A 21,337-nucleotide genomic window follows, 5' to 3' on the forward strand; every position below is an offset into this window, starting at 1 on the left:
AAGGTTCCGGGACGGAAACAGAATGGCGGACGAGACGGTCGAGCAGGATGTGGCGAAGGAAGGCGGGCAGCCGCGCGTCCGGCTGCGGCATTTCTCCCGCTCGCTGCCGATGCTGCTTCTCAGGGCCCGGGAAGCGATGATGCGGCATTTCCGCAATTCGCTGCGCGTGCACGACATCACCGAGCAGCAGTGGCGCATCCTTCGCGCGCTGGTGACGGCTCCGGAAATCGAGGTGACGGAACTCGCCCGGGCGACGTTCCTGCTCGGGCCGAGCCTCTCGCGCATCCTGAAGGATCTCGAAACGCGGCGGCTCATCGAGCGTCACCAGGACGAGAATGACCTCCGGCGCTCCCGGATCGCGATCAGCAAGACAGGCCTGGCTCTCATCGAGAAGGTCTCGCCGCAATCCGAAGAGATCTACTGCGAGATCACCCGCGCCTTCGGCGCCGAGCGGATGCGGGCGCTGCAGAAGCTCCTGGAGGAACTCGAGGCGGTGGTGAGCGGCCTTGAAGGTCGACGCCTTCCGGAGGAGAAGGGCGAGGGCGACGAGCGGTGAGCGGGCGCCGTCCGCTCCTGTTCCGGGGTGCTCCGCACGACGATTTTCAGCCACACAGGAGTTGGTCTTGGCAAAGATGATACATTCGATGATCCGCGTGCTCGACGAGGCCCGCGCGACGGATTTCTACCGCAAGGCGTTCGGGCTCGAGATTGCCGAACGGCTCGACTTCGACAGCTTCACGCTCCTCTATCTCAGCAGTCCGGAGAGCGAGTTCGAGCTCGAGCTGACGATCAACAAGGGGCGCGAGGAGGCCTATGCACCCGGGGACGGCTATGGTCACCTCGCGGTTTCGGTCGATGATCTCGACGCGGAGCACGCGCGCTTCGCCGAACTCGGGCTGAACCCCGGCAAACTCGTCGAGTTCAACCGCGACGGGGTTCTGTTCGCCCGGTTCTTCTTCGTGACCGATCCGGACGGCTACAAGATCGAGGTCCTGCAGCGTCACGGGCGCTTCAAGTAAGATGCGACGAATGCGGCCGGGGCGACGCGTCCCGGCCGCGCTTCCTGTTCCTCAGTGCCAGGCGGAGCGGAATGCCCGCGCCTTCGCCTTGGTCCGGTCGATTGCGTGGCGCAGGCGGTAGGCATTGCGCGGGGAGAGGTGCTGCTGCACGGCCATGGAATGGCCGCGCCAGACGAAGCCATTGCCGAACCACGCCGATACCCAAAGGACCGGCAGCGCGAGATCACGCAGCACGAGGGCGAGCGGCGTGTTGCGGCCGAGCGGCCAGCCGAAGGCACGGATGACGAGAAGCTCGCAGCCGTACCAGACGGCGGCATAGGCGAGCACGGCCGCGGGCGACCAGAGACCGGCCACGCTACCGACGATCGCGCCGGCGAGCGGGAAGGCGCCGCCGACCAGGATTTCCGGCAGGAAGAACAGCGGAAACGACACCCGCCGCAGGCGTGCCCAGCGGAGTTGTCGCCGCCAGATGCCCTGCCATGTGCGGCGTCCGAGCGGTTGCGGAAAGGGAATGTCGACGAGACGGACCGAAAGCCCGGCTTCGCGCACGATCTTGGTGGAAGCGGCATCTTCCGCCACCTCGTCGGCGAGGCGGGCGAAACCGCCGGCGCGGTCGAGCAAGCCGCGGTGGAAGAGCATGGTCTTGCCCTGGGCGAAGCCGAGACCGATTTCGTCGGCGAGCATCTGCCAGCGCGCCTGGAAGCTGTCGAGCCAGGCGGCCTCGACTTCGGCTGCAAAACCGAGGGGTTCCGTGCCGGCCGGCGGCGAGCACACCATGCCGGTGTCGGGCTCCCAGCGTGAGAAGAGCTGCGAGAGATAGTCCTTCGGCGCGAGCACGTTGCTGTCGGCGATCACGATCCACGGGTAGCGCGCCGCGTCCCAGCCCTTCACGAGGTTGTTCAGCTTCGGATTGATGCTGACCTGATTGTTGCCGACGAGGAGTGTCGAGGGAATGTCCGGATGCTCCGCCATCAGCCGTTTCACCAGCGGAATGGCCGGATCGCCGGCGTCCTCGACGCAGAAGACGACTTCGTAGACGGGCCAGTCGAGAAGAAAGGTCGAGCGCAGCGTCGCCTCGAGATTGTTCTCGATGCCGCAGAAGGGCCGCAGGATGCTGACGGCCGGCCGGGCGGTCTGCGCCGGGTGGGCCTTTGGTCTGGTTCTTGTCTTCCGGCGGTAGATCCAGCCGAGGCTGACGAGGTGGATAAGCAGGGCAGTCGCGCAGAACGTCATGATCAACATGGTCACGATCCTTGTACCATCCGCTGCCTGATACTATCGCCTCATGACAATTCTGCAAAAGGGTATTGCCCTCCTGCTACGAAAGATGGGGACGGACGCGAATGCCGGAATCCGTTGCCTGCGAGACCTGTCGGTCAGGTGCTGCCGGATTTGCCGCGGCGGAGGACGGTGACGAGCCGCCAGCCGAGGAGAAGCGCCACGATCCCGGCGGCGAGGAAGCCGCTCGCGTCGCCGACGATCTCGGCGACGGCGAGGATGTTGTCGCTGAAGACGATTCCGAGCCCGACATGCAGCGTGACCCACACCGCCTCGCCGGCGACGCCGACCGCGGTGAAGTGCGCCCAGGAAAAGCCGGTCGCTCCGGTCACCAGGTTCACATAGGGGCCGAGCGGGCTGAAGAGCCAGCGGGTGAGAAAAATGCCGATCGTCGCATGGCGGGCGATCTCCTGCGTCGCGCGGTCGAGCGCGGCCTTGCCGGCGGGCTTCCTCGCGATGCGGCCGGTGACCGCCCGGCCGGCGAAGCGCCCGATGACGTAGCCGATCTGGTCGCCGCCGACGGCCGCGGCAAACGCAGTCACGAAGACTGCCGTCAGGCCGAAATCGCCGGCGGCGGCGAAGGAACCCATCAGCATCATCACCAGCGAGGCGGGAAGCGGCAGCCCGAGGCAGCTCAGGCCCGCCACCGCTGCAAGCAGCGGCAGTCCGTAGACCGGGACGAGCGCGAGCAGGGTGTCGCTCATCGATGGGGGCCGCTTTCGCGGAGCTTGGCGATCGCCTGCTCGATCTCGGCGCGGAACTCCTCCGGGGTCATGCCGCGGTCGCGGGCGAGCTGTTCCACCGTCGGGCGCCGGCCGCTGCCGGGTGGCCCAACTCCCAGCGCATCCGCCAGCGCCTCGCGCGGCAGGTCGTAGGAGCGGGCGATGTAGCCGATCGTCATCCAGGTCTCGATCGGCTGGTCGCGATGCTCCGGTGCGCTCCAATAGATAACGTAGAAGGCGAAGCGTGCCGCAAAGAAGAGCGCGAGCGCCGAGGCCGCGAGGAAGGCGAGAAGCAGCACGCGGTGTTCGCGCCAGAGGATTGCCGCTCTCTTCATGTCCGGTCGTGCCTCATCCCGTCCGCGAGGACGGCCGCACTTGACTCGGTCCGCCGTCCTCTTTCATTCAAGGACGAGTTAACCGCAAAAGACGATGGCCGACAATGAGCGCAGCAGACGTCAGACTGGAGGAGAGCTGGAAACGGGTCCTCGGGCCGGAGTTTTCAAGCCCTTACATGCAGCAATTGCGGGAGTTCCTCGTCGCCGAGAGGGCGAACGGCAAGCGGATATTCCCAAAGGGTGCGGAATATTTCCGGGCGCTCGACCTGACGCCGCTCGGCAAGGTGCGGGTGGTGATCCTGGGCCAAGATCCCTATCACGGCGCCGGCCAGGCGCACGGGCTCTGTTTCAGCGTGCAGCCGGGCGTGCGCATCCCGCCGTCGCTCGTCAACATCTACAAGGAGCTGGAAACGGACCTCGGTATCCGCCCGGTCCGCCACGGCTTCCTCGAAAGCTGGGCGAGGCAGGGCGTGCTGCTGCTCAACAGCGTGCTGACCGTCGAGGAGGCTCGCGCCGCCTCGCATCAGGGCCGCGGCTGGGAACGCTTCACCGATGCGGTGATCCGTGCCGTCAACGACGAGTGTTCCTCCGTCGTCTTCATGCTCTGGGGCTCCTATGCGCAGAAGAAGGCGGCCTTCGTCGATCGCGAGCGCCATCTGGTGCTGAGGGCGCCGCATCCCTCGCCGCTCTCGGCGCATAACGGCTTTTTCGGCTGCAGGCATTTCTCCAAGGCGAACGAGTTTCTGCGTTCACGGGGGCTGGAACCGATCGACTGGCAGTTGCCGACCGATCCCGTGCTTTCGCAATAAACTGCCGCTGATCATCTGCCGCCGTGCTTGCGGCCATGGCCTGCCTGTCGGATAGTGCGGCCCTGTCGTCCAGATCGGGAGCCCGCGCATGAGCAATCGCCTCAAATTCTTCATCGATGGCCAGTGGGTCGATCCGGTTCAACCAGCGCTGCTCGACGTCATCGATCCGTCGACCGAAGAGGTGTTCACGCAGATTGCCATCGGGTCGGCCGCCGATGTCGACCGGGCGGTGGCGGCGGCAAAGGCGGCATTCCCGGCCTTTTCCATGACGTCGCGGGAGGACCGGCTTTCGCTTCTCGAGCGCATACTCGCCGCTTACAACGACCGCATCGACGACATCGCCGAGGCGGTCAGCCGCGAGATGGGCGCGCCGCTTCCCTTCGCCCGTGATTCGCAGGCGACCTCAGGCTCGGCGCATCTCGAAACGACCATCGAGGCGCTGAAGACCTTCGCCTTCAGCGAGAAGCGCGGCACGACGATGATCGTGCGCGAGCCGATCGGCGTCTGCGCCCTCATCACCCCGTGGAACTGGCCGCTCAACCAGATCGCCTGCAAGGTGGCGCCGGCTATCGCCGCCGGCTGCACCATGGTGCTGAAGCCGTCGGAGATCGCACCGATCACCGGCGTCATCTTCGCCGAGATCATGGAGGCGGCGGGCACTCCGAAGGGCGTCTTCAACCTCGTGCACGGAACCGGGCCGGATGTCGGCCAGCCGATGGCGAGCCATCCCGATGTCGACATGGTCTCCTTCACCGGATCGACGCGCGCCGGCGTCGCCGTCGCCAAGGTTGCGGCCGACACGGTGAAGCGGGTGGCGCAGGAACTCGGCGGCAAGTCGGCAAACATCATCCTGCCGGATGCCGATCTGGAGGTTGCGGTGCGCAAGGGCGTCGCCGGTTGTTTCGGCAATTCCGGGCAGTCCTGCAACGCGCCGACGCGCATGCTGGTGCCGGCCGACCGGCACGACGAGGCGCTGGCGGTCGCGAAAGCCGCCGCGGAACCCTTCGTCGTCGGTGATCCCCGTTCGCCGGACACCCGGCTCGGCCCGGTGGTCAGCCACGTCCAGTTCGACAAGATCCAGGCGCTGATCGAGGCCGGCATTCGCGAGGGGGCGACGCTGGTCGCCGGCGGGCCGGGACGGCCGGAGCATCTCAACCGTGGCTATTATGTGCGCCCGACGGTGTTCGGCAACGTTACGAACGACATGACCATCGCACGCGAAGAGATCTTCGGGCCGGTCCTGTCGATCCTGCCCTACAAGGATGAGGAAGAGGCGATCGCGATCGCCAACGACACGGTCTACGGGCTTGCCGCCTATGTCCAGTCGGGGGATATCGGCCACGCCCGCAGGGTGGCGGCACGGCTCCGGGCCGGTTGCGTCCATATCAACTATCCGGCGTGGGACCCTTATGCGCCCTTCGGCGGCTACAAGCAGTCCGGCAACGGCCGCGAATACGGCGAGTGGGGCCTGCACGACTTCCTGGAGGTCAAGGCGGTCATCGGCTACGGCGAGTGAGTGTCGGCGCATCCGTCCGCAGATTGCCGCCTTTTCGCCGCTCCGGCGCCTGAATTGCTCGGACGAAGGGCAGGGGCCGCGAAGAAAATATGCGGTCTCCGGTCTTCGATCTGACTTCTTTCTTCTCCCGGATTTTAAAGGGATTTTTGTCTTTTTCGACCCTCGTCAAGGCAGTTCCCGACCCGGTTTTGAGCGTATTTCCCGGAACAAAAAAACGAGATTCACGGTTTCCCGGCCATGGCAAACAGCCAGAAAGGATGAAGCCATGAAGACGAAACTGCTAGCTATCTCCGCCCTTGTTTTCGGTGCACTCGCCGGGACCAGCGCGGCGCAGGAAGGCACCGTGACCGGTGCGGCGGGGGGTGCCGTGACGGGCGCCATCGTCGGTGGTCCGGTCGGTGCTGCGGTCGGTGGTGTCGTCGGCGCAATCGCCGGGACGGCCGTCGCTCCGCCGCCACCTGAAGTCATCACCTATGTCGAGCAGCAGCCGGCGCCCGCCACGGCCGTGGTCGTCGACCAGCCGATTGCCGTCGGCACGACGCTGCCGCAGGAGGTGGTCCTGGTTCCCGTTCCGGAGAACCCGACCTACGCCTATGCGGTGGTCAACCAGCAACGGGTGATCGTGGACCCGCAGACCCATGTGGTCGTGAGCGTGGTCCAGTAACACCCGACCCAGCAAGATCCGACCTTGTCGAAGGGAGCCGTGAGGGCTCCCTTCTTCGTTTTACGTGCCTTATTTACCCGCCGTCGCGGGCTTGCCCCATTCGGCGATCGCGATCCCTCCGAGCACGAGGACGAGCGCGACGACGTGGAAGAGCTGCACCGGCTCGGAAATGAGGGTGACCGAGAGCAGTGTGCCGAAGACCGGTACGAGATTGATGAAGAGGCCTGCGCGGTTGGCGCCGATGCCTTCGACGCCCTTGATGTAGAAGATCTGCGAGATGAGCGACGGGAAGAGGGCCGCATAGGCGACGAGCGCCCAGCCGGTGAGGTCCGGCGCGACCAGATTGCCGGCGGCTGCCTCCCAGAAGACGAGAGGCAGGGCGCTCAGGGTCGCGCCGAGGGAAGCGCCCGCCATCATGCTCTTCCAGTGCAGCGGCGGCTTCCAGCGCAGGCCGACGGTGTAGATCGCATAGGCGACCACCGCCAGCAGCAGCAGGGCATCACCGTAGTTGAGGGTCAGTGCGAGCAGGGCCGCGAGGTCGCCGTGGCCGGCCGTCAGGGCGACGCCGACGAAACTGATGAGGAAGCCGACGATCTGGACGAGGGACACGGGTATACGGAAGAAGGCGAAGTTCAGCACGAAGATCAGGACGGGGATGCCGCCCTGTTCGATCGCGCCGTTGACCGCGCTGGTATACTGCAGGGCGGTGTAGAGGAAACCGTTGAACGCCGTGTAGCCGATGGCGCCGTAGGCAAGCAGCAGAAGCCAGTTGCGCCGGAGCACCGGCCAGTCGGCCTTGAGCTGCGGTACGGAAATGGCCGAGATCAGGATCGCGGCGATCGCCCAACGGGAGAGATTGAGCGCCATCGGGCTTATGTGGCCGATCGCCAGCTTGCCGACGATGGTGTTGCCGCCCCAGAAAAGCGTGCAGACGGTGAGCAGAATATAGGAACGAAAAGGCAAGCGGCTTACCTTCGGATTGGGACGGGAACGGCCGGCGCGTCGCGCCGGTCCGGCCTTCGGGATAGGCGAGGGAGGGGGCATTGTCACGCAAAAAGCCAAATCGCCTTTCACAAACAGGTCGATTTTAAAAAAGCAACACAGTATAGATGCGCGGGTTTGGACAGGGCGCAGCCAGCGCAGATAGGCAGGATTTCGAAATGACGAACGTCGTGGTGGTCGGGTCGCAATGGGGTGACGAGGGTAAGGGCAAGATTGTCGACTGGCTCTCCGAGCGCGCCGATGTCGTGGTGCGTTACCAGGGCGGACACAATGCCGGCCATACGCTGGTCATCGATGGGGTGAGCTACAAGCTCTCGCTCCTGCCCTCCGGCGTTGTCCGGCCGGGCAAGATGGCCGTGATCGGCAACGGCGTGGTCGTCGACCCCCATGCACTCGTCGCCGAAATCGGCCGGCTCGAAGCGCAGGGCATCAAGGTCACGCCGGAAAACCTGAAGCTTGCCGACAATGCGACGCTGATTCTCTCGCTGCACCGGGAACTGGACGGCATGCGCGAGGACGCGGCTTCCAATTCCGGCACCAAGATCGGCACGACCCGTCGCGGCATCGGTCCGGCCTACGAGGACAAGGTCGGCCGCCGCGCGATCCGCGTCATGGATCTCGCCAACACCGAGGCGTTGGCGGGCAAGGTCGACCGTATCCTGACCCACCACAATGCGTTACGTCGCGGCTTCGGCGTTCCGGAAGTCAGCCATGAAGCGATCATGAAGGAACTGACGGATGTCGCAGACCGCATCCTCCCCTTCATGGATACCGTCTGGAGCTATCTCGACAAGGAGCGCCGCAAGGGTTCGCGTATCCTTTTCGAAGGCGCGCAAGGGTCGCTGCTCGACATCGACCACGGCACCTATCCCTTCGTGACCTCGTCGAACACCGTCGCGGGCCAGGCGGCCGCAGGCTCCGGCATGGGGCCGGGCGCGCTCGGTTATATCCTCGGCATCACCAAGGCCTACACGACCCGCGTCGGCGAGGGGCCGTTCCCGACGGAGCTCACCGACGAGATCGGCCAGTTCCTCGGCGAACGTGGCCATGAATTCGGCACCGTGACGGGCCGCAAGCGTCGCTGCGGCTGGTTCGATGCGGCCCTCGTTCGCCAGGCAGTCGCCACCAACGGCATTTCCGGTATCGCGCTCACGAAGCTCGACGTTCTCGACGGTCTCGACGAGATCAAGATCTGCGTCGGCTACACGCTCGACGGCAAGGAGATCGATCATTTGCCGGCGAGCCAGGGCGACCAGGCTCGCGTCGAGCCCGTCTATATCACGCTCGAAGGCTGGAAGGATTCCACCGTCGGCGCCCGCAGATGGGCCGACCTGCCGGCGCAGGCGATCAAGTATGTACGCCAGGTCGAGGAACTGATCGGGGCGCCGGTGGCGCTGCTTTCGACCAGCCCCGAACGTGACGACACCATACTTGTGACCGACCCGTTTGAGGATTAATGTCGGAATTCTTTAACGAATTGTCCGCCGGCCTGAGCCGGCGATCAAGAGAAAGTGCTCATGGCTGATTTCATTTCGGTTATCCGGCGTGCCGTCGACGGCCTGTCGAACAACACACCGGAGATGCGTGCGAAGGTCTATGAAAAGGCCCGGAGCGCGGTGGCGCGGCAGCTGGAGAACATGTCGCCGCGTCCGCCGGAGGAGATGCTGCGTCGCCAGATGGACAAGCTCGAAGCTGCCATCCAGGAGGTCGAAGCCGAGCACATCGAAGCCCTGCCGGAAGAGCCGGAAGCCGCCATGCTGGAGGAGGCGCTGGGGATCGCCCCGGCCGCCGCGGCCCATGCCGAGCCGGAACCTGAACCTGAACCGGAACCGGAAGCCTATCAGGAGCCTGTCGCCGAAGAAGGCCACGCGCCTCACGAGGCCTACGCGGAGCCGGCAGAGGAACAGGCTGAGGAAGAAGCCGAGGCCGAGCTTTATGAAGAGCCTGCCGCGCCGGTCTCTCCAGCGTATGCGGTGGAACCCGCAGAGGACGAGCACGCAGAGCCTCCGGCAGAGGAACATGCCGAGCCCGCCTACCACTACGAGGAGGCCGAACCCGAGCATGTCGCGTGGGGCGCGGAGGGCGAACACGCCGCCACCGCGCCGGCCGAGGAAGCTTACCCCGGCGAGCCCTGGCCGCATGCGGCCGAGGAACAGCCGGTAGAGGCGGCGGAGGAGGAGGAGGAAGAGCGGGCCGTCGAGCCGGAAAGCGAGCTGCCTGTCGTTTCCGCGGAGCCCGAGGTCGGGGAAGCCGCAGCCGAAGAGCCGGTAGCCGCAGCACCTACCGCCTGGTCTGAGAGCGTTCCGGACTACGGCCGTACCTACGGCGACTGGGCGGAGACCGCGCGCGAGGAAGAAAAGCCGCACGAATTCGAAGCGCCGGAAACGGCTGCTGCTGCGCCGGCCTCGGCCATGCCTGAGGCGGCGTTCGAGCCTTGGGAGACGACGGAAGAACCGCAGCCGCAGGAGACGCCGGCTGCTGCCGCGCCCGCCGGAAAGGCAGCCTCGCACGATATCGATCTGCTCGACTGGGACACCACGGCCTACCAGCCGCCGGCCGGCGTCGACGGAAGCAAGGGCGGCGAGGCGCAGAACTTCGACGACTTCGCCGATTGGTACGCAGCGGTGGCGACGCCGGCAGCCGGGGCGGCGCTCGAAGCAGGCGATGCCGCGGAGGGCCAGAAGGCGGCTCGCGCGGCCACCGAGACGACGGCCGGCGGGACGGTTCCTCCGGCGGAGAAAGCTCCAAGCAAAGCCTATCGCATCCAACAGACCAAGCGGCGCAACTATGCGCCGATCGCGGTCGGCGTGCTCGTCGTGGCCGCACTTGCCGGCGGCGGCTACGAACTCTGGGCGAACCGTGATGCGGTGACCACCTTCGTCGGCGACTCCGTCAAATCGCTGACGGCGATGGTTGCCGGCAACGGGACGGAAACGACGCCGCCGCCCGCAGAGACCACCACGACCGAGACGCCGGATGCGACGGCTACTCCGCCCGAGGCGGGGGCCGAGACAAAGGCTCCCGACGCCAACACCAAGGCACCGACGCCTGCCGAAGACGGCGCGGTCAAGGGGCAGAAGTTCACTCAGCGCCTGCTGGCGGATGGAAGCGAAGTCGATGAAGGCGCCGGCACGGCCGCCGGAAACGCCGGCACCGAAGGGCGCTCGATCTCCGAACAGAACGTAGACGGCACTCAGCCCTCCGGCCAGGCCGGGGCGACGGCCGACGGCACCACCGCCGGCGCGACCACGCCGCCGCCGGTCGATATGAGCAAGCCCGTCGCCGGCGAGAAAGCCTTCCTCTACGAGGAACGGCTCGGCCAGACGGCACCGACGGCGATCGCCGGCGCCGTCCAGTGGACGGCGCTCAACGACACGAGCGAGAACGGTCGCCCCAATCCGGCGATCCAGGGCAAGCTCTCCATACCGGATCGCGGCCTTTCGGCGCTGATCACCATCAAGCGGAACGCTGACAACTCGCTGCCCGCGAGCCACCTGATCGAGGTCGTCTTCTCGGTGCCGGCGGATTTCGAAGGTGGGGCGGTCGACAACGTCCAGCGCATCGCCATGAAGCGGACGGAACAGGACCGCGGCGACCCGCTGGTGGCGGTTTCCGCGAAGATCACCGACGACAGCTACCTGATCGCGCTCAACGACTTCCAGGATGTGGTCGCGCGCAACCTCGACCTGCTGCGTACCCGCAACTGGATCGATATCCCGGTGACGTACCGCAACGGTCGCCGGGCCCTGCTGACGCTCGACAAGGGTACCGCCGGCGTGGCCGTGTTCGACGAGGTCCTGAAGCAGTGGGCGGCGCTCGACAGCGGCGGCAACGGCGGCTGACGGCAACAAAAAAGGGTTTCGGGAGCTAGCCCGAAACCCTGTGTCACAAAAGGCGGAGAGGCGGCACGGATGCCGCCGCGAAAGCGTGTGTCAGACCGCGCGTCCGCCTGCCGACGGACCGGCGGCATCCGGGAAATCCGAAATCAGGCTTCGACCACGCTCAGCGCGGAGGCGCGCTGGAGCGCCTCCTTCTGCACGGCTTCCTGCACCTTCTCGAAGGCGCGGACCTCGATCTGGCGGACGCGTTCGCGGCTGATGTCGAATTCCGCCGACAGGTCTTCCAGCGTCACCGGATCCTCCGCCAGACGGCGGGCCTCGAAGATACGCCGTTCACGATCGTTGAGGACACTCATGGCACGGGCCAGCATGCGCCGGCGCGTTTCCAGCTCGTCCTGCTCGATGAGGACATCTTCCTGGCTGTCGTGTTCGTCGACGAGCCAGTCCTGCCACTGGCCGGATTCACCCTCGGCGGCACGGATCGGGGCGTTCAGCGACGCGTCGCCGGAGAGGCGGCGGTTCATCGAGACGACCTCGTCCTCGGAGACGTTCAGCTTGGTGGCGATTTCCGTCACCTGCTCGGGTTTCAGGTCGCCTTCCTCGATCGCCTGGATCTTGCCCTTGAGGCGGCGGAGATTGAAGAACAGCCGCTTCTGATTGGCGGTCGTCCCCATCTTCACCAGCGACCAGGAGCGAAGGATGTATTCCTGGATCGCGGCCTTGATCCACCACATGGCGTAGGTCGCCAGGCGGAAGCCGCGTTCCGGATCGAATTTCTTGACCGCCTGCATCAGGCCGACATTGCCCTCGGAGACGACTTCGCCGATCGGCAGGCCGTAGCCGCGATAGCCCATGGCAATCTTGGCGACGAGGCGCAGGTGGCTGGTGACGAGCTTGTGGGCGGCATCGCGGTCGTTATGCTCGGCATAACGCTTGGCCAGCATGTATTCTTCCTGCGGCTCAAGCATCGGAAATTTACGGATTTCGTCGAGATAACGGCTCAGGCCGGCTTCGCCGGCGGCGATGATAGGCAAAGTATTGCGGGCCATAAAGCACCCCCTTCCTTGTGTCGCGACGGTCCCCTTGAGTGACCCCAGTCGATAGGCGGACCGATCGGCATGGCTTCCGGACGAAGCCCATGCCGAGCCATATGCCAGATAAGTACGGCAAAACGGTGATTCAAGCCATCCTCACTGTGTTATATCATTACAATTCGGTAACCTCGACCGTCTTCGGGGTCACAAGCGCGTGAGGCGTTCCAGCCCGTATGACTGGCGCCTCCGATAGCGTTCGAAATCGCCGTCGAACTGGCCGCGCGATACGCCGATGTCCTTCAGCGTCTGGTCGGAAAGGCCGTGAAGCGCGTTCCTGTTGCGCCGCCGCTCCCGCATCCTGCGAAAGAAGGTCGCGACGCCGCCGAGCCACGAAGCTGCATGTGTGGCTCCGCCCGCCGGACGGTCGGTCGCGCCACGGTTCATCGTCATTTCGGCAGAGGTTCCGTGCCCGGCCGAAGGAAGGTCGAGCACATTCCACCGCGGGCGTGTCCGCCCCGGATCATGGTTGTCCATCACTTTTTCTCCTGTCAGAAAGGACCGGCCCGTCCGGGCCGGCCGTCAAGCAGAGGCGGTTCGTCTCGCCTCAGTTCTGCATGTGTGCCGCTGGCTCGCGGCCGATCGCCTGGTAGGCTTCCCGCAGGGCGTCCGCACATTCCTGGCAACAGACCTCCACGGTCTTGCCGCCGATCCGCACGGCGATGCGGGTGTCGTCGAGCTTGCAGTCACAGGCAGCACATGTGTCGTTCTTCATCATCCGCTCCTTTGCATCGGCTGTTTGTTTACGATCTAAAAATGCCTCTTTCGCCGGTCCGCCGCTGTCAGATTCTTTAGCGATCTATCGCCGGTTCAACGCAATCCGACGAACCGCTGGAATTCCGCCGGCGTGCGGCCATAGGCCTGGCGGAAGGCGGCACTGAAGTGGCTGTGGCTCGAAAAGCCGAGTTCGAGGCCGAGCGCCGTCAGGTCGTCATAATCCCCCAGAAGGTCGAGCGCCTTGGCGAGCCTCAGACGCAATTGGTAGCGATAGAGCGGCACCCCCTCGACCTGCTGGAACACCTGGGTGAGATAGACGGGGGAGACGCCGGCTTCCGCGGCGATCTCGCCGAGCGTCCAGCGGCGAGCGAGGTCGGAGGAGAGCACGAGCTTCGCCCGGTCGGCGAGTTTCCTGCGGCCGTAGCTCGACGACGAGCCGCCGCCGGTGTTGCGCCGTCCGACGGCGCGGCGAACGAGCGTCAGCGCCAGCGTCTCGCCCTCCAGCATTTCGGCGGTGCCGGTGGCGAGGCCGTGACGCAGCAGGGCGACGAGCGCCTGGGCGCGCGCATCGATCTGCAGCTTCTGTTTGTTGAAGGCGAAGGCCGGAATTTTGGTCGAATGGGTGTCGGGAACAAGTTCGGCAAACAGCGCTTCCGGCATCGCAACGCTCAGGCAGGCATCGCCGCCGGCGACCGGATGACTGACCCGATAGGCTTCGCCGCGGTTGAAGAGGAGCACCTGGTTCGGCTCGGCGACGACGTCCTCTTCGCCGATGCGCCGCACGAAGACGCCGCGGTAGGGGAAGACGAGGCAGGTCTGCGACGCCCGTTCTTCCTCGCCCATCTCGCGGCACGCGCCGTCGCAGATGACGTCGCGAACGGCGACGCTCTCCGTATCGAGCAGCAGGTTCACCACGAAGGCCATGGCCGGTTCTCCAGTTTGGGATGAAGAACATAACGCGAACAAGCGCGTTCCGCCACCCGTTTCTTGAGAAAATCGACCGTTATGAATCGTTGTCCGGCGTCGAGGCTCAGACCGCGCGCAGGGCCTCGATCACCTTGACCATGTCGTCCGGCAGGGGCACTTCAAAGCGCATGACCTCGCCGGTGGAAGGATGCTCGAACTGCAGCAGATAGGCGTGCAATGCCTGGCGCGGGAAGCGATTGACGATTGTCCTTGCGGGTTCCGGCAGCAGGTTCGCCTTGGTGCGGAAGGCGGCGCCGTAATCGACATCGCCGATGAGCGGATGGCCGATATGGGCCATATGAACGCGGATCTGGTGGGTGCGGCCAGTCTCCAGCCGGCATTCGACGAGCGAGGCGATGCAGGTGGCGTCCGGCTTCTCGCCGTAGCGTTCGAGCACCTCGTAATGGGTGATCGCCTCGCGCGCGTCGTCGCTCTCCTCGCGCTTGACGGCCCGCTTGGTGCGGTCGCCGCCGCGGCCGAGCGGCGCGTCGATCGTTCCGTGCAGGCTCCGCGGCCGGCCCCAGACGATTGCCTGGTAGGCGCGTTCCAGCGGGCCGGTGCGGCCATGGTCGGCGAACTGGTCGGCGAGGTGGCGATGGGAGAGGTCGTTCTTGGCGACGACCATGACGCCCGAGGTATCCTTGTCCAGCCGGTGGACGATACCCGGCCGCCTGACCCCGCCGATCCCCGAAAGGCTGTCGCCGCAATGATGAATCAGCGCGTTGACGAGCGTGCCGGTCCAGTTGCCGGCTGCCGGATGGACGACGAGGCCCGGCGGCTTGACGACGACGATCAGGTCCTTGTCCTCGTAGACGACGTCGAGCGGGATATCCTCGCCCTTCGGCTCCGGGTCTTCCGGCTCCGGCATCACGATTGCCAGACGGTCGCCGGGGTGGATCTTGCGCTTCGGCTCGGTGGTCGGATTGCCGTTCAGCGTGACCGCGCCCTGTTCGATCAGCGCCTTCACGCGGCTGCGCGAGAGGCTTCCTTCGAGATGGGCGGCAAGCCAGGCATCGATGCGGCCTTCGGCATCGTCGCCGGCAATCAGCTCTTTCCTTGCGCTTTCGGGTTGGTTAAAGGGGTCGTTCATCCCTGCGATCCTGCGTAACGGCGGTTTTCCGCCCGGCTCGCTCTCGATCAGAACGGGCCACGGCCGGTCGCTCCGAAGGAAAGGCAAGCGTATATGACGAATTTCGAGCCAGAAGAACAGGAAGAAAAACCGCTCGATCCGGCGCTGGAAAATGTCCGCCGAAAGATGGTGCGTCTGCAACTCGTCTCCGCGGGCATCATGTTCGTCAGCCTTATGGCGGTGTTGGCGGCGGTTGTCTACAAGGCGACCAAGACCGAGACCCGCGAACCGGTCGCATCAACCTCGCTTGCCATCCCCGCCGACCAGCCGGTGACGGCGACGGCCAGCCTGCCGCAGGGCTTCACGGTCCAGTCGACTGCGCTTTCGGGCAGCCAGATCCTGTTCTTCGGTCAGATGCCCGACGGTACGCGCAAGGCACTCGTCTTCGACATCACCGTCGGCCGCGTCGTCGCGGACGTAACGGTCACCGGGCAGTGACCCCAGCCGTATGACGCCGGCGCGCGAAAGAACGGAGATCACCGATCCGGACGATCCGCGCATCGCGGAGTTCCGGCATATCCGCGAGCGCGATCTCACGGGGCGGGAAGGACGGTTCGTCGCCGAAGGCACGGTCGTCCTGCGCATGTTGGCGGCGGCGCACGGGGCGGGCCGCGGCATCCGGGCGGAGAAGATCCTGCTCCTGCGTAACCGGGCCGCCGGTCTCGCCGACATCCTGTCGCTCTTTCCGGCGGATGTTCCCGTCTACGAGGCGGAGGCTCCTGTGATCGATGCGATCGCGGGCTTCCATCTTCATCGCGGTGTGCTGGCGCTAGGCGTTCGCGACGCCGCGCCTCCACTGATGGAACTGTTGCGGGCACTGCCGGATGATGCGCTGGTACTCGCCGCCTGCGGCATCTCCAACCACGACAATATCGGCGCGATGTTCCGCAATGCAGCCGCCTTCGGGGCGAGCGCCGTGGTGCTTGACGAAACTTGTTGCGATCCGCTCTACCGCAAGGCGCTCCGCGTGTCGGTCGGATCGGTGCTCACCATGCCCTTTGCGCGCGAAGGCTCGATCCTCGACATGCTCGGGGCCCTCGCCGAAGCCGGGTTTGCGATCTGGGCGCTGTCGCCGAAGGGTGAGACGGAAATCCGCGACATCGCGCCGTCGCCGCGCCTGGCGCTGGTGATGGGAACGGAAGGCGAAGGGCTGCCACCCGCGGTGCTGTCGCGGTTCCACACAGCCCGCATCGCCCAGTCCCCGGACCTCGACAGCCTGAATGTCGGGACGGCGAGCGGGATTGCCCTCTACAGCGCGGCGATGGCCAAGCGCATCCTCTGAAAAACCGTTATTCGGGCGTCGTCGGAACGGCCGCCGCCGGCAGCGACGGATCGAAGGCCACTGCGCGTTCGGCGAGCGACTTGCGAGCCTCGGCGCTACGGACGGGAACCTTGGAGAGCAGCGCGCGGATGGGCGAGCCGGCGCCTTCCCGGCGGGCCGTGAGCGCGATCATCTTGGCGGCGATCTCGGCGATCTCCTCCCGCAGCGCCTCGTCGTTTGCGGGCGACGTCGCCTTCATCAGTCGCTCGGTGAGCGCCGTGTGGCGGTGGCGCAGTTCCTCGGCGAGCAGATCGGGGTCGATCGCGGCCGCCGGCTGCATCAGCACCAGCGGGTCTTCGGTGGCTTGCTCGGGAATGTCGATCTCCTTGATGTCGGGCGCGGAAATATTGGCGGCGCGAAGGGCGCGGAGCGCCGCCCGCACCTGGCGATTGCCGGCCTTCAGATTCTCCCTGAGCGTGGCGATCTCCTTCGTCCGGCGTTCGATGACGGCATCCTTGTCCACGACCTCGGCCATCAGCCGCGCCAGCCGGTCGTCGAGCCGCAGGAGCTTGTCTTCTTCCTGCGCCAGCCGCATCTCTGCGTCCTTGGCGCGGCGGGTGGCGAGCTTCGTCTCCCGCCCCAGCTCGTCTCGCTCGGCCCGCAGCGTCTGCACCCGCATCTTCAGGTTCTCGATCTCGGTGTCGCGACCGCTCTTCTCGATCTTCAGGTCGTCGATTTCGCGGTTCATCCGGGAAATGCGCACGACGAGGCGCTCGATCTCGAGGTCCTTGGCGACGGCCGCCTCCTCGGTGCGCTTCAGCGTCGCGTGCAGATGCAGCGCCTCGCTCTCGGCACGCCGGATCTCCGCACGGAAATTCGCGGCCTCGACGCTCATCTCGTCGATCTGGGTGCGGAGGTCCTGGCTTTCCGCGGAGAGCCGGCCGGCCTCCGTGGCGAGCGTCTCGTTCTTGAGCTTGAGGTCGACGGACTTGTCTCGCTCGCGCTTCAGGTCCTGCGACATCCGGGCGTTCTCGGCGGCATAGACGGCGCGGGCCATGTCCTTCTGGGCGCGAACTTCGCGCGGGCTGAGCGGCACCGTCGCCTTCAGTCGCTTCTCGGTATAGCGGACGATCCGCTTGTGGACCGACGGCGCGACCAGCATCACCAGGAGAACCGCCGAGAGGAAGCCCAATCCGAACAGCAGTGCATATTCAATCACGATCGCGCCATCTCGACTGAGCTATTGCGGACACCCTGCCTGTCATTAAACACGCGGCTTGCTGGAGAACAAGCGGGCCTGAGAACGGGCGAACGGGAAAGTCTCCCGATTTGCCGTTCCCCGACAAAGCGTCTGCCCGCTCAGAAGGGGTTCCAGGTCGGCTGGCGGGTGAGCTTCAAGTAGCCGACATTGATGCCGAGACGGGCGCCGACACCGGTGCGGATCGGCACGAGGACGATGTTCTGGTTCTTCAGCACGGTCATGCCGAGGCCGGCGACCACGTAGGCCGACCCGCTGACGCCGCCGTAGCGGGCAAAGAGACTGTCGATGCTCGGCAGGTCGTAGACCAGCATCATCGCGCGCGTGCCGTTGCCGCCGTAATCGAGGCCGAGGGAAGGGCCCTGCCAGAAGACGTCGTGCTGGCCGGCATTCTTGGTGTAGAGCATGCCTTCGCCGTAGGTGAGGCCGGCGATGAAGGCGCCCGAGCCTTCCTGGCCGAGGATGTAGCCGTTCGGCAGTCCGTACTGGGAAAATGCCTTCTCGATCACCTTGGCGAGCGCGCCGCTGGTTTCACCGAAGAAGCTGTGGCCGGCGTCGACGATTTCCTGGGCGGTATATTCGTCATTCGCGGCGGCGACGGGCGCCACGTGGAAGCCCATGCCGACAAGAAGGACGATCGCCGCCATCAGCGCACGAAGGCCTGCGGTCTCGCGGATGAAGTCAGGGCGCATGGTTTCCTCCAAACTTTCGATGCGGGTGCATCACTATGCCGAGTAAAACTATTTAGTCGTGATCGCCTTAATAATCGGTTTACCAAATATGGTGTCATTATGGCGCGAGGATTCCCGCCCGAGCGGGAAGGCCGCTTGCTCATGGCGCCCTGTTTCTTAACGGGCGACCGCGCCTCCAGGAGATACCGATGCCGAAGAACGCCAACCTCACTCTCGCCGGTCCCGATCTGGCAGCGCTGCTGTGCAGCCGGGTCTGCCACGACGTGATCTCGCCGGTCGGAGCGATCAACAACGGGTTGGAACTCCTCGACGAAGGCGGCGCCGACGAGGATGCGATGGAACTCATCCGCACCAGCGCGCTGAACGCCTCGGTGCGACTGAAATTTGCCCGTCTGGCCTTCGGTGCCTCCGGATCGGTCGGCGCTTCCATCGACACCGGAGAGGCGGAGAAGGCCGCGCGCGACTTCGTTGCCGCGGAAAAGAAGACCGAACTCGCCTGGAACGGTCCCCGGGCGATCATCGCCAAGAACCGGGTCAAGCTTCTGCTCAACCTCTTCCTCGTCGCCTACAGCGCCATTCCGCGGGGCGGTTCGGTCGAAGTAACCCTCGAAGATCCTGAATTCGAAGCGAAATTCCGCATCACCGCGAAGGGACGCATGATGCGGGTGCCGGCAAAATTCGCGGAGATCTGCTCCGGCACCATTGAGGAGGCGATCGACGCCCACTCGATCCAGCCTTACTACACGGTGCTTCTCGCCCAGGAATGCGGCATGGAGATCAAGTATTACCAGACGGACGAAGAAGTCGTCTTCACCGCCGAGCTCGTGCCGGCGGCCTGAGCGCTCCTCGTGCCGCCAGACCGGCCATCTGCGCAGGGCGCGCGTGCCCCGCGCGGAATGCCGGCGAGCCTGCCCCGCAACGGGACAAAAGGCGGTAACCTTTCCTTAGCGGTCTCACCCTAGACTATCCTTCGGCCCAGTGCTGCAATTCGGGGTGGAAAACCGGGAGTCTCTGATGCAACGTCTGATGATCGCAGACAGTTCGGATATCGTCCGCAAGGTCGGCAAGCGTATCCTCTCGGAGATCGGTTTCCTCGTTCTCGAAGCCGCTTCCGCCCGCGATGCGCTGCTGCGCTGCGAGACCGAACTTCCCAACATCATCATCGTCGATGCAGGCCTCGACGGGGCGCTCGATCTCATCACCAACATCCGTGCGCTGCCGGACGGCAAGAGCGTGCTCATCTATTACTGCGTGATCGAGGCCGACCTGAAGACGATGATGGCAGGCAAGCGTGCCGGGGCCAACGAATTCCTGCTGAAGCCTTTCGACCGCAAGATCCTGACGCAGATCTTCACCGGCAAGGCGATCGCTGCCTGACCTGAGACCCAGAAGCATTTGCCGACCGCCCGTCCGCCCGGTCCCGCCGTGGCGGACGAACCGTTTTTGCACACCGGGTTTCCGAGCAAAACGGCAGGCACAAAAAAACCTGCCCCGAAGGGCAGGTTCCAGGAATGCGGGGAGGGGATGGCCCTGTCAGGCCGTTTCCATGTATTCCGAACCGTCCGGCTCGCGCAGGACATAGCCGCGGCCCCAGACGGTTTCGATGTAGTTGGCGCCGCCGGCGGCGTTGGCGAGCTTCTTGCGGAGCTTGCAGATGAAGACGTCGATGATCTTCAGTTCCGGCTCGTCCATGCCGCCGTAGAGGTGGTTGAGGAACATTTCCTTGGTGAGCGTCGTGCCCTTGCGGAGCGAAAGGAGCTCCAGCATCTGGTATTCCTTGCCGGTCAGGTGAACGCGCTGGCCGCCGACTTCGACCGTCTTGGCATCGAGGTTCACGATGAGTTCGCCGGTGATGATGATCGACTGGGCGTGGCCCTTCGAACGGCGAACGATGGCATGGATGCGGGCGACGAGCTCGTCCTTGTGGAACGGCTTGGTCATGTAGTCGTCGGCGCCGAAGCCGAGGCCGCGGACCTTGTCTTCGATGCCGGCCATGCCGGAGAGGATGAGGATCGGGGTCTTGACCTTGGAAAGACGCAGCGTGCGCAGGACCTCGTAGCCGGACATGTCGGGCAGGTTCAGGTCGAGCAGGATAATGTCGTAATCGTAGAGTTTTCCGAGATCGACGCCTTCTTCACCGAGGTCGGTGGTGTAGACGTTGAAGCTTTCGGATTTGAGCATCAGCTCGATGCTCTGCGCTGTGGCGCTGTCGTCTTCAATGAGTAGAACCCGCATAATTATCCCCTTTACCGCCGCCGAAAGGTCGAGTTGGCCCCCTACGCGATACGGATCCAGTCGTTGCCTGATTTGAAGGCTGCCACCAAATGGTTAACAAATTCTGATTCCCTCTGACAAGGTGTACCGAATTTATTAAGCAAAGATACCAGTCTCCTGTTTTTTCACAGATTTCGGGCATCGCCATAAGTGAATCAACTTGCGAGGAAAGCACGCTAACCGATTCATTTGACTCATCATTGTCGCAGGCCATTTTCGGACCCTGGCATTTACCGACCCTTAAATGATCGTCCCTATCATTAACGATGCCCGTAAACGAAAGGTTACCAGCGGTAGTTTTTTGTTAACCCCGGCGGACTTTTTGCAGTGACTGATTCGTCCGAACGGCATGGGCAGGTAGTTTTTGAGCATGTGTGGCGGGGGGTCTCGCATCACGGGAGTATTGCGTATGAAGTCGCGTGAGAGCCTATTGCGCCTGAAGGAATTTCAGGTCGCGGAGAAGCGTCGGCAATTGCAACAGCTGCAGACTATGATGTCCGAATTCGATCGCATGGCGAAGGAACTCGAGAACCAGATCATTCTCGAGGAAAAGAAGTCCGGCATTTCCGATCCGAACCATTTCGCCTATCCGACCTTTGCCAAGGCGGCACGCCAGCGCGCGGACAATCTCCAGATCTCGATCCGGGAACTGAAGGTCCAGCAGGACGCAGCCGAACTGGCGCTGGAAGAGGCGGAGGCCGAAATGGCAAAGGCCGCCGCGCTCGGGGAGCGCGACAGCCAGATGCGCGCCCGCGCATAGGTGGA

The 21,337-nt window shown here is 64.8% G+C and carries 24 protein-coding genes; 12 read left to right on the forward strand and 12 right to left on the reverse strand.

All coding sequences use genetic code 11. From position 1 onward, the window contains the following. Positions 1-22: 22 nt before the first annotated feature. Together hpaR and EUU22_RS11565 are read left to right on the forward strand one after the other, a co-directional pair. The gene (gene hpaR, locus EUU22_RS11560; protein WP_129332143.1) at positions 23-556 is read left to right on the forward strand and encodes a homoprotocatechuate degradation operon regulator HpaR; all 534 of its coding nucleotides are present in this window, start codon (positions 23-25) and stop codon (positions 554-556) included. Between the two features lie 67 nt (positions 557-623). Beyond that, complete coding sequence (locus tag EUU22_RS11565; RefSeq protein WP_129332144.1) at positions 624-1,019, forward strand: VOC family protein; 396 nt, start codon at positions 624-626, stop codon at positions 1,017-1,019. A gap of 51 nt (positions 1,020-1,070) precedes the next feature. On the opposite strand, the gene EUU22_RS11570 is transcribed toward EUU22_RS11565, so the two are convergent. The 3 genes from EUU22_RS11570 to EUU22_RS11580 all read right to left on the reverse strand — a co-directional run bounded on the left by EUU22_RS11570 (position 1,071) and on the right by EUU22_RS11580 (position 3,354). Continuing rightward, positions 1,071-2,261, reverse strand: a complete 1,191-nt coding sequence (locus EUU22_RS11570; protein ID WP_129332145.1) for a ceramide glucosyltransferase — start codon at positions 2,259-2,261, stop codon at positions 1,071-1,073. A 134-nt stretch (positions 2,262-2,395) separates the two neighbouring features. After that, positions 2,396-3,001: a DedA family protein gene (locus tag EUU22_RS11575; protein ID WP_129332146.1), complete on the reverse strand. Its 606-nt coding sequence runs from the start codon at positions 2,999-3,001 to the stop codon at positions 2,396-2,398. After that, positions 2,998-3,354, reverse strand: coding sequence for a hypothetical protein (locus EUU22_RS11580; RefSeq protein WP_129332147.1), 357 nt, complete (start codon positions 3,352-3,354; stop codon positions 2,998-3,000). Before EUU22_RS11580 ends, EUU22_RS11575 begins: the two co-directional genes overlap by 4 nt. 104 nt (positions 3,355-3,458) lie before the next feature. On the opposite strand from EUU22_RS11580, the gene ung reads away from it, so the two are divergent. The 3 genes from ung to EUU22_RS11595 all read left to right on the forward strand — a co-directional run bounded on the left by ung (position 3,459) and on the right by EUU22_RS11595 (position 6,343). Next, entirely contained in the window at positions 3,459-4,163 is a 705-nt protein-coding gene (gene ung, locus EUU22_RS11585) for a uracil-DNA glycosylase (RefSeq protein WP_129332148.1), read from the forward strand. An 88-nt stretch (positions 4,164-4,251) separates the two neighbouring features. Next, complete coding sequence (locus EUU22_RS11590) at positions 4,252-5,679, forward strand: aldehyde dehydrogenase family protein (protein WP_129332149.1); 1,428 nt, start codon at positions 4,252-4,254, stop codon at positions 5,677-5,679. 265 nt (positions 5,680-5,944) lie between these two features. Then, positions 5,945-6,343 carry a DUF1236 domain-containing protein gene (locus tag EUU22_RS11595; RefSeq protein WP_129332150.1) on the forward strand — a complete coding sequence of 133 codons (399 nt, stop codon included), beginning with the start codon at positions 5,945-5,947 and terminating at the stop codon, positions 6,341-6,343. A 69-nt stretch (positions 6,344-6,412) separates the two neighbouring features. Here the strand turns inward: EUU22_RS11595 and EUU22_RS11600 are convergent, their stop codons facing one another. Continuing rightward, the gene (locus EUU22_RS11600; protein ID WP_129332151.1) at positions 6,413-7,306 is read right to left on the reverse strand and encodes a DMT family transporter; all 894 of its coding nucleotides are present in this window, start codon (positions 7,304-7,306) and stop codon (positions 6,413-6,415) included. A 197-nt stretch (positions 7,307-7,503) separates the two neighbouring features. Between EUU22_RS11600 and EUU22_RS11605 the strand changes: the two genes are divergently transcribed. Together EUU22_RS11605 and EUU22_RS11610 are read left to right on the forward strand one after the other, a co-directional pair. Next, a complete protein-coding gene (locus EUU22_RS11605; protein ID WP_129332152.1) occupies positions 7,504-8,802 on the forward strand; it encodes an adenylosuccinate synthase in 1,299 nt (432 codons plus the stop codon). Positions 8,803-8,862: 60 nt separating this feature from the next. After that, a complete protein-coding gene (locus EUU22_RS11610) occupies positions 8,863-11,187 on the forward strand; it encodes a hypothetical protein (RefSeq protein WP_165351154.1) in 2,325 nt (774 codons plus the stop codon). Positions 11,188-11,330: 143 nt separating this feature from the next. Here the strand turns inward: EUU22_RS11610 and rpoH are convergent, their stop codons facing one another. The 5 genes from rpoH to EUU22_RS11630 form a co-directional block, all read right to left on the reverse strand. Then, entirely contained in the window at positions 11,331-12,233 is a 903-nt protein-coding gene (rpoH, locus tag EUU22_RS11615; RefSeq protein ID WP_129332154.1) for an RNA polymerase sigma factor RpoH, read from the reverse strand. A gap of 189 nt (positions 12,234-12,422) precedes the next feature. Continuing rightward, positions 12,423-12,752, reverse strand: coding sequence for a YjiS-like domain-containing protein (locus tag EUU22_RS26275; protein WP_439329141.1), 330 nt, complete (start codon positions 12,750-12,752; stop codon positions 12,423-12,425). A 70-nt stretch (positions 12,753-12,822) separates the two neighbouring features. Next, on the reverse strand, positions 12,823-12,990 hold the full coding sequence (locus tag EUU22_RS25290) for a hypothetical protein (RefSeq protein ID WP_165351155.1): 168 nt from the start codon (positions 12,988-12,990) through the stop codon (positions 12,823-12,825). Positions 12,991-13,085: 95 nt separating this feature from the next. Next, positions 13,086-13,916: a helix-turn-helix transcriptional regulator gene (locus tag EUU22_RS11625; RefSeq protein ID WP_129332155.1), complete on the reverse strand. Its 831-nt coding sequence runs from the start codon at positions 13,914-13,916 to the stop codon at positions 13,086-13,088. Between the two features lie 106 nt (positions 13,917-14,022). After that, positions 14,023-15,048, reverse strand: a complete 1,026-nt coding sequence (locus EUU22_RS11630) for an RluA family pseudouridine synthase (protein WP_129332156.1) — start codon at positions 15,046-15,048, stop codon at positions 14,023-14,025. Positions 15,049-15,141: 93 nt separating this feature from the next. On the opposite strand from EUU22_RS11630, the gene EUU22_RS11635 reads away from it, so the two are divergent. Continuing rightward, a complete protein-coding gene (locus EUU22_RS11635) occupies positions 15,142-15,525 on the forward strand; it encodes a hypothetical protein (protein WP_129332157.1) in 384 nt (127 codons plus the stop codon). A 10-nt stretch (positions 15,526-15,535) separates the two neighbouring features. Beyond that, positions 15,536-16,369, forward strand: coding sequence for a TrmH family RNA methyltransferase (locus EUU22_RS11640; RefSeq protein WP_129332158.1), 834 nt, complete (start codon positions 15,536-15,538; stop codon positions 16,367-16,369). Positions 16,370-16,376: 7 nt separating this feature from the next. Here EUU22_RS11640 and EUU22_RS11645 read toward each other — a convergent pair whose 3' ends face one another. Further along, positions 16,377-17,567, reverse strand: coding sequence for a coiled-coil domain-containing protein (locus tag EUU22_RS11645; RefSeq protein WP_129332159.1), 1,191 nt, complete (start codon positions 17,565-17,567; stop codon positions 16,377-16,379). 140 nt (positions 17,568-17,707) lie between these two features. Next, positions 17,708-18,298, reverse strand: a complete 591-nt coding sequence (locus EUU22_RS11650; RefSeq protein ID WP_129332160.1) for a DUF1134 domain-containing protein — start codon at positions 18,296-18,298, stop codon at positions 17,708-17,710. A gap of 188 nt (positions 18,299-18,486) precedes the next feature. On the opposite strand from EUU22_RS11650, the gene chpT reads away from it, so the two are divergent. Together chpT and EUU22_RS11660 are read left to right on the forward strand one after the other, a co-directional pair. After that, complete coding sequence (gene chpT / locus EUU22_RS11655; RefSeq protein ID WP_129332161.1) at positions 18,487-19,137, forward strand: histidine phosphotransferase ChpT; 651 nt, start codon at positions 18,487-18,489, stop codon at positions 19,135-19,137. A 175-nt stretch (positions 19,138-19,312) separates the two neighbouring features. Next, entirely contained in the window at positions 19,313-19,675 is a 363-nt protein-coding gene (locus EUU22_RS11660; RefSeq protein ID WP_112688588.1) for a response regulator, read from the forward strand. Positions 19,676-19,831: 156 nt separating this feature from the next. Here EUU22_RS11660 and ctrA read toward each other — a convergent pair whose 3' ends face one another. Continuing rightward, positions 19,832-20,533 carry a response regulator transcription factor CtrA gene (ctrA, locus tag EUU22_RS11665; RefSeq protein WP_099058674.1) on the reverse strand — a complete coding sequence of 234 codons (702 nt, stop codon included), beginning with the start codon at positions 20,531-20,533 and terminating at the stop codon, positions 19,832-19,834. A 448-nt stretch (positions 20,534-20,981) separates the two neighbouring features. Here ctrA and EUU22_RS11670 point away from each other — a divergent pair, with 448 nt between their 5' ends. Beyond that, positions 20,982-21,332 (forward strand): flagellar export protein FliJ, encoded by a 351-nt coding sequence (locus EUU22_RS11670; protein ID WP_129332162.1) that lies wholly within the window; start codon positions 20,982-20,984, stop codon positions 21,330-21,332. Positions 21,333-21,337: the final 5 nt, after the last annotated feature.

The sequence above is a fragment of the Ciceribacter ferrooxidans genome (assembly GCF_004137355.1).
Lineage (GTDB): Bacteria > Pseudomonadota > Alphaproteobacteria > Rhizobiales > Rhizobiaceae > Allorhizobium > Allorhizobium ferrooxidans.

What these genes read in the sequence shown, in the direction of transcription:
- chpT (WP_129332161.1), top strand. Translation starts at nt 18,487, where the DNA reads ATGCCGAAGAACGCCAACCTCACTCTCGCCGGTCCCGATCTGGCAGCG.
- EUU22_RS11625 (WP_129332155.1), bottom strand. Translation starts at nt 13,916, where the DNA reads ATGGCCTTCGTGGTGAACCTGCTGCTCGATACGGAGAGCGTCGCCGTT.
- EUU22_RS11605 (WP_129332152.1), top strand. Translation starts at nt 7,504, where the DNA reads ATGACGAACGTCGTGGTGGTCGGGTCGCAATGGGGTGACGAGGGTAAG.
- ung (WP_129332148.1), top strand. Translation starts at nt 3,459, where the DNA reads ATGAGCGCAGCAGACGTCAGACTGGAGGAGAGCTGGAAACGGGTCCTC.
- EUU22_RS11590 (WP_129332149.1), top strand. Translation starts at nt 4,252, where the DNA reads ATGAGCAATCGCCTCAAATTCTTCATCGATGGCCAGTGGGTCGATCCG.
- hpaR (WP_129332143.1), top strand. Translation starts at nt 23, where the DNA reads ATGGCGGACGAGACGGTCGAGCAGGATGTGGCGAAGGAAGGCGGGCAG.
- EUU22_RS25290 (WP_165351155.1), bottom strand. Translation starts at nt 12,990, where the DNA reads ATGAAGAACGACACATGTGCTGCCTGTGACTGCAAGCTCGACGACACC.
- EUU22_RS11610 (WP_165351154.1), top strand. Translation starts at nt 8,863, where the DNA reads ATGGCTGATTTCATTTCGGTTATCCGGCGTGCCGTCGACGGCCTGTCG.
- EUU22_RS11660 (WP_112688588.1), top strand. Translation starts at nt 19,313, where the DNA reads ATGCAACGTCTGATGATCGCAGACAGTTCGGATATCGTCCGCAAGGTC.
- rpoH (WP_129332154.1), bottom strand. Translation starts at nt 12,233, where the DNA reads ATGGCCCGCAATACTTTGCCTATCATCGCCGCCGGCGAAGCCGGCCTG.
- EUU22_RS11670 (WP_129332162.1), top strand. Translation starts at nt 20,982, where the DNA reads ATGAAGTCGCGTGAGAGCCTATTGCGCCTGAAGGAATTTCAGGTCGCG.
- EUU22_RS26275 (WP_439329141.1), bottom strand. Translation starts at nt 12,752, where the DNA reads ATGGACAACCATGATCCGGGGCGGACACGCCCGCGGTGGAATGTGCTC.
- EUU22_RS11570 (WP_129332145.1), bottom strand. Translation starts at nt 2,261, where the DNA reads ATGTTGATCATGACGTTCTGCGCGACTGCCCTGCTTATCCACCTCGTC.
- EUU22_RS11640 (WP_129332158.1), top strand. Translation starts at nt 15,536, where the DNA reads ATGACGCCGGCGCGCGAAAGAACGGAGATCACCGATCCGGACGATCCG.
- EUU22_RS11575 (WP_129332146.1), bottom strand. Translation starts at nt 3,001, where the DNA reads ATGAGCGACACCCTGCTCGCGCTCGTCCCGGTCTACGGACTGCCGCTG.
- EUU22_RS11630 (WP_129332156.1), bottom strand. Translation starts at nt 15,048, where the DNA reads ATGAACGACCCCTTTAACCAACCCGAAAGCGCAAGGAAAGAGCTGATT.
- EUU22_RS11635 (WP_129332157.1), top strand. Translation starts at nt 15,142, where the DNA reads ATGACGAATTTCGAGCCAGAAGAACAGGAAGAAAAACCGCTCGATCCG.
- EUU22_RS11650 (WP_129332160.1), bottom strand. Translation starts at nt 18,298, where the DNA reads ATGCGCCCTGACTTCATCCGCGAGACCGCAGGCCTTCGTGCGCTGATG.
- EUU22_RS11595 (WP_129332150.1), top strand. Translation starts at nt 5,945, where the DNA reads ATGAAGACGAAACTGCTAGCTATCTCCGCCCTTGTTTTCGGTGCACTC.
- EUU22_RS11580 (WP_129332147.1), bottom strand. Translation starts at nt 3,354, where the DNA reads ATGAAGAGAGCGGCAATCCTCTGGCGCGAACACCGCGTGCTGCTTCTC.
- ctrA (WP_099058674.1), bottom strand. Translation starts at nt 20,533, where the DNA reads ATGCGGGTTCTACTCATTGAAGACGACAGCGCCACAGCGCAGAGCATC.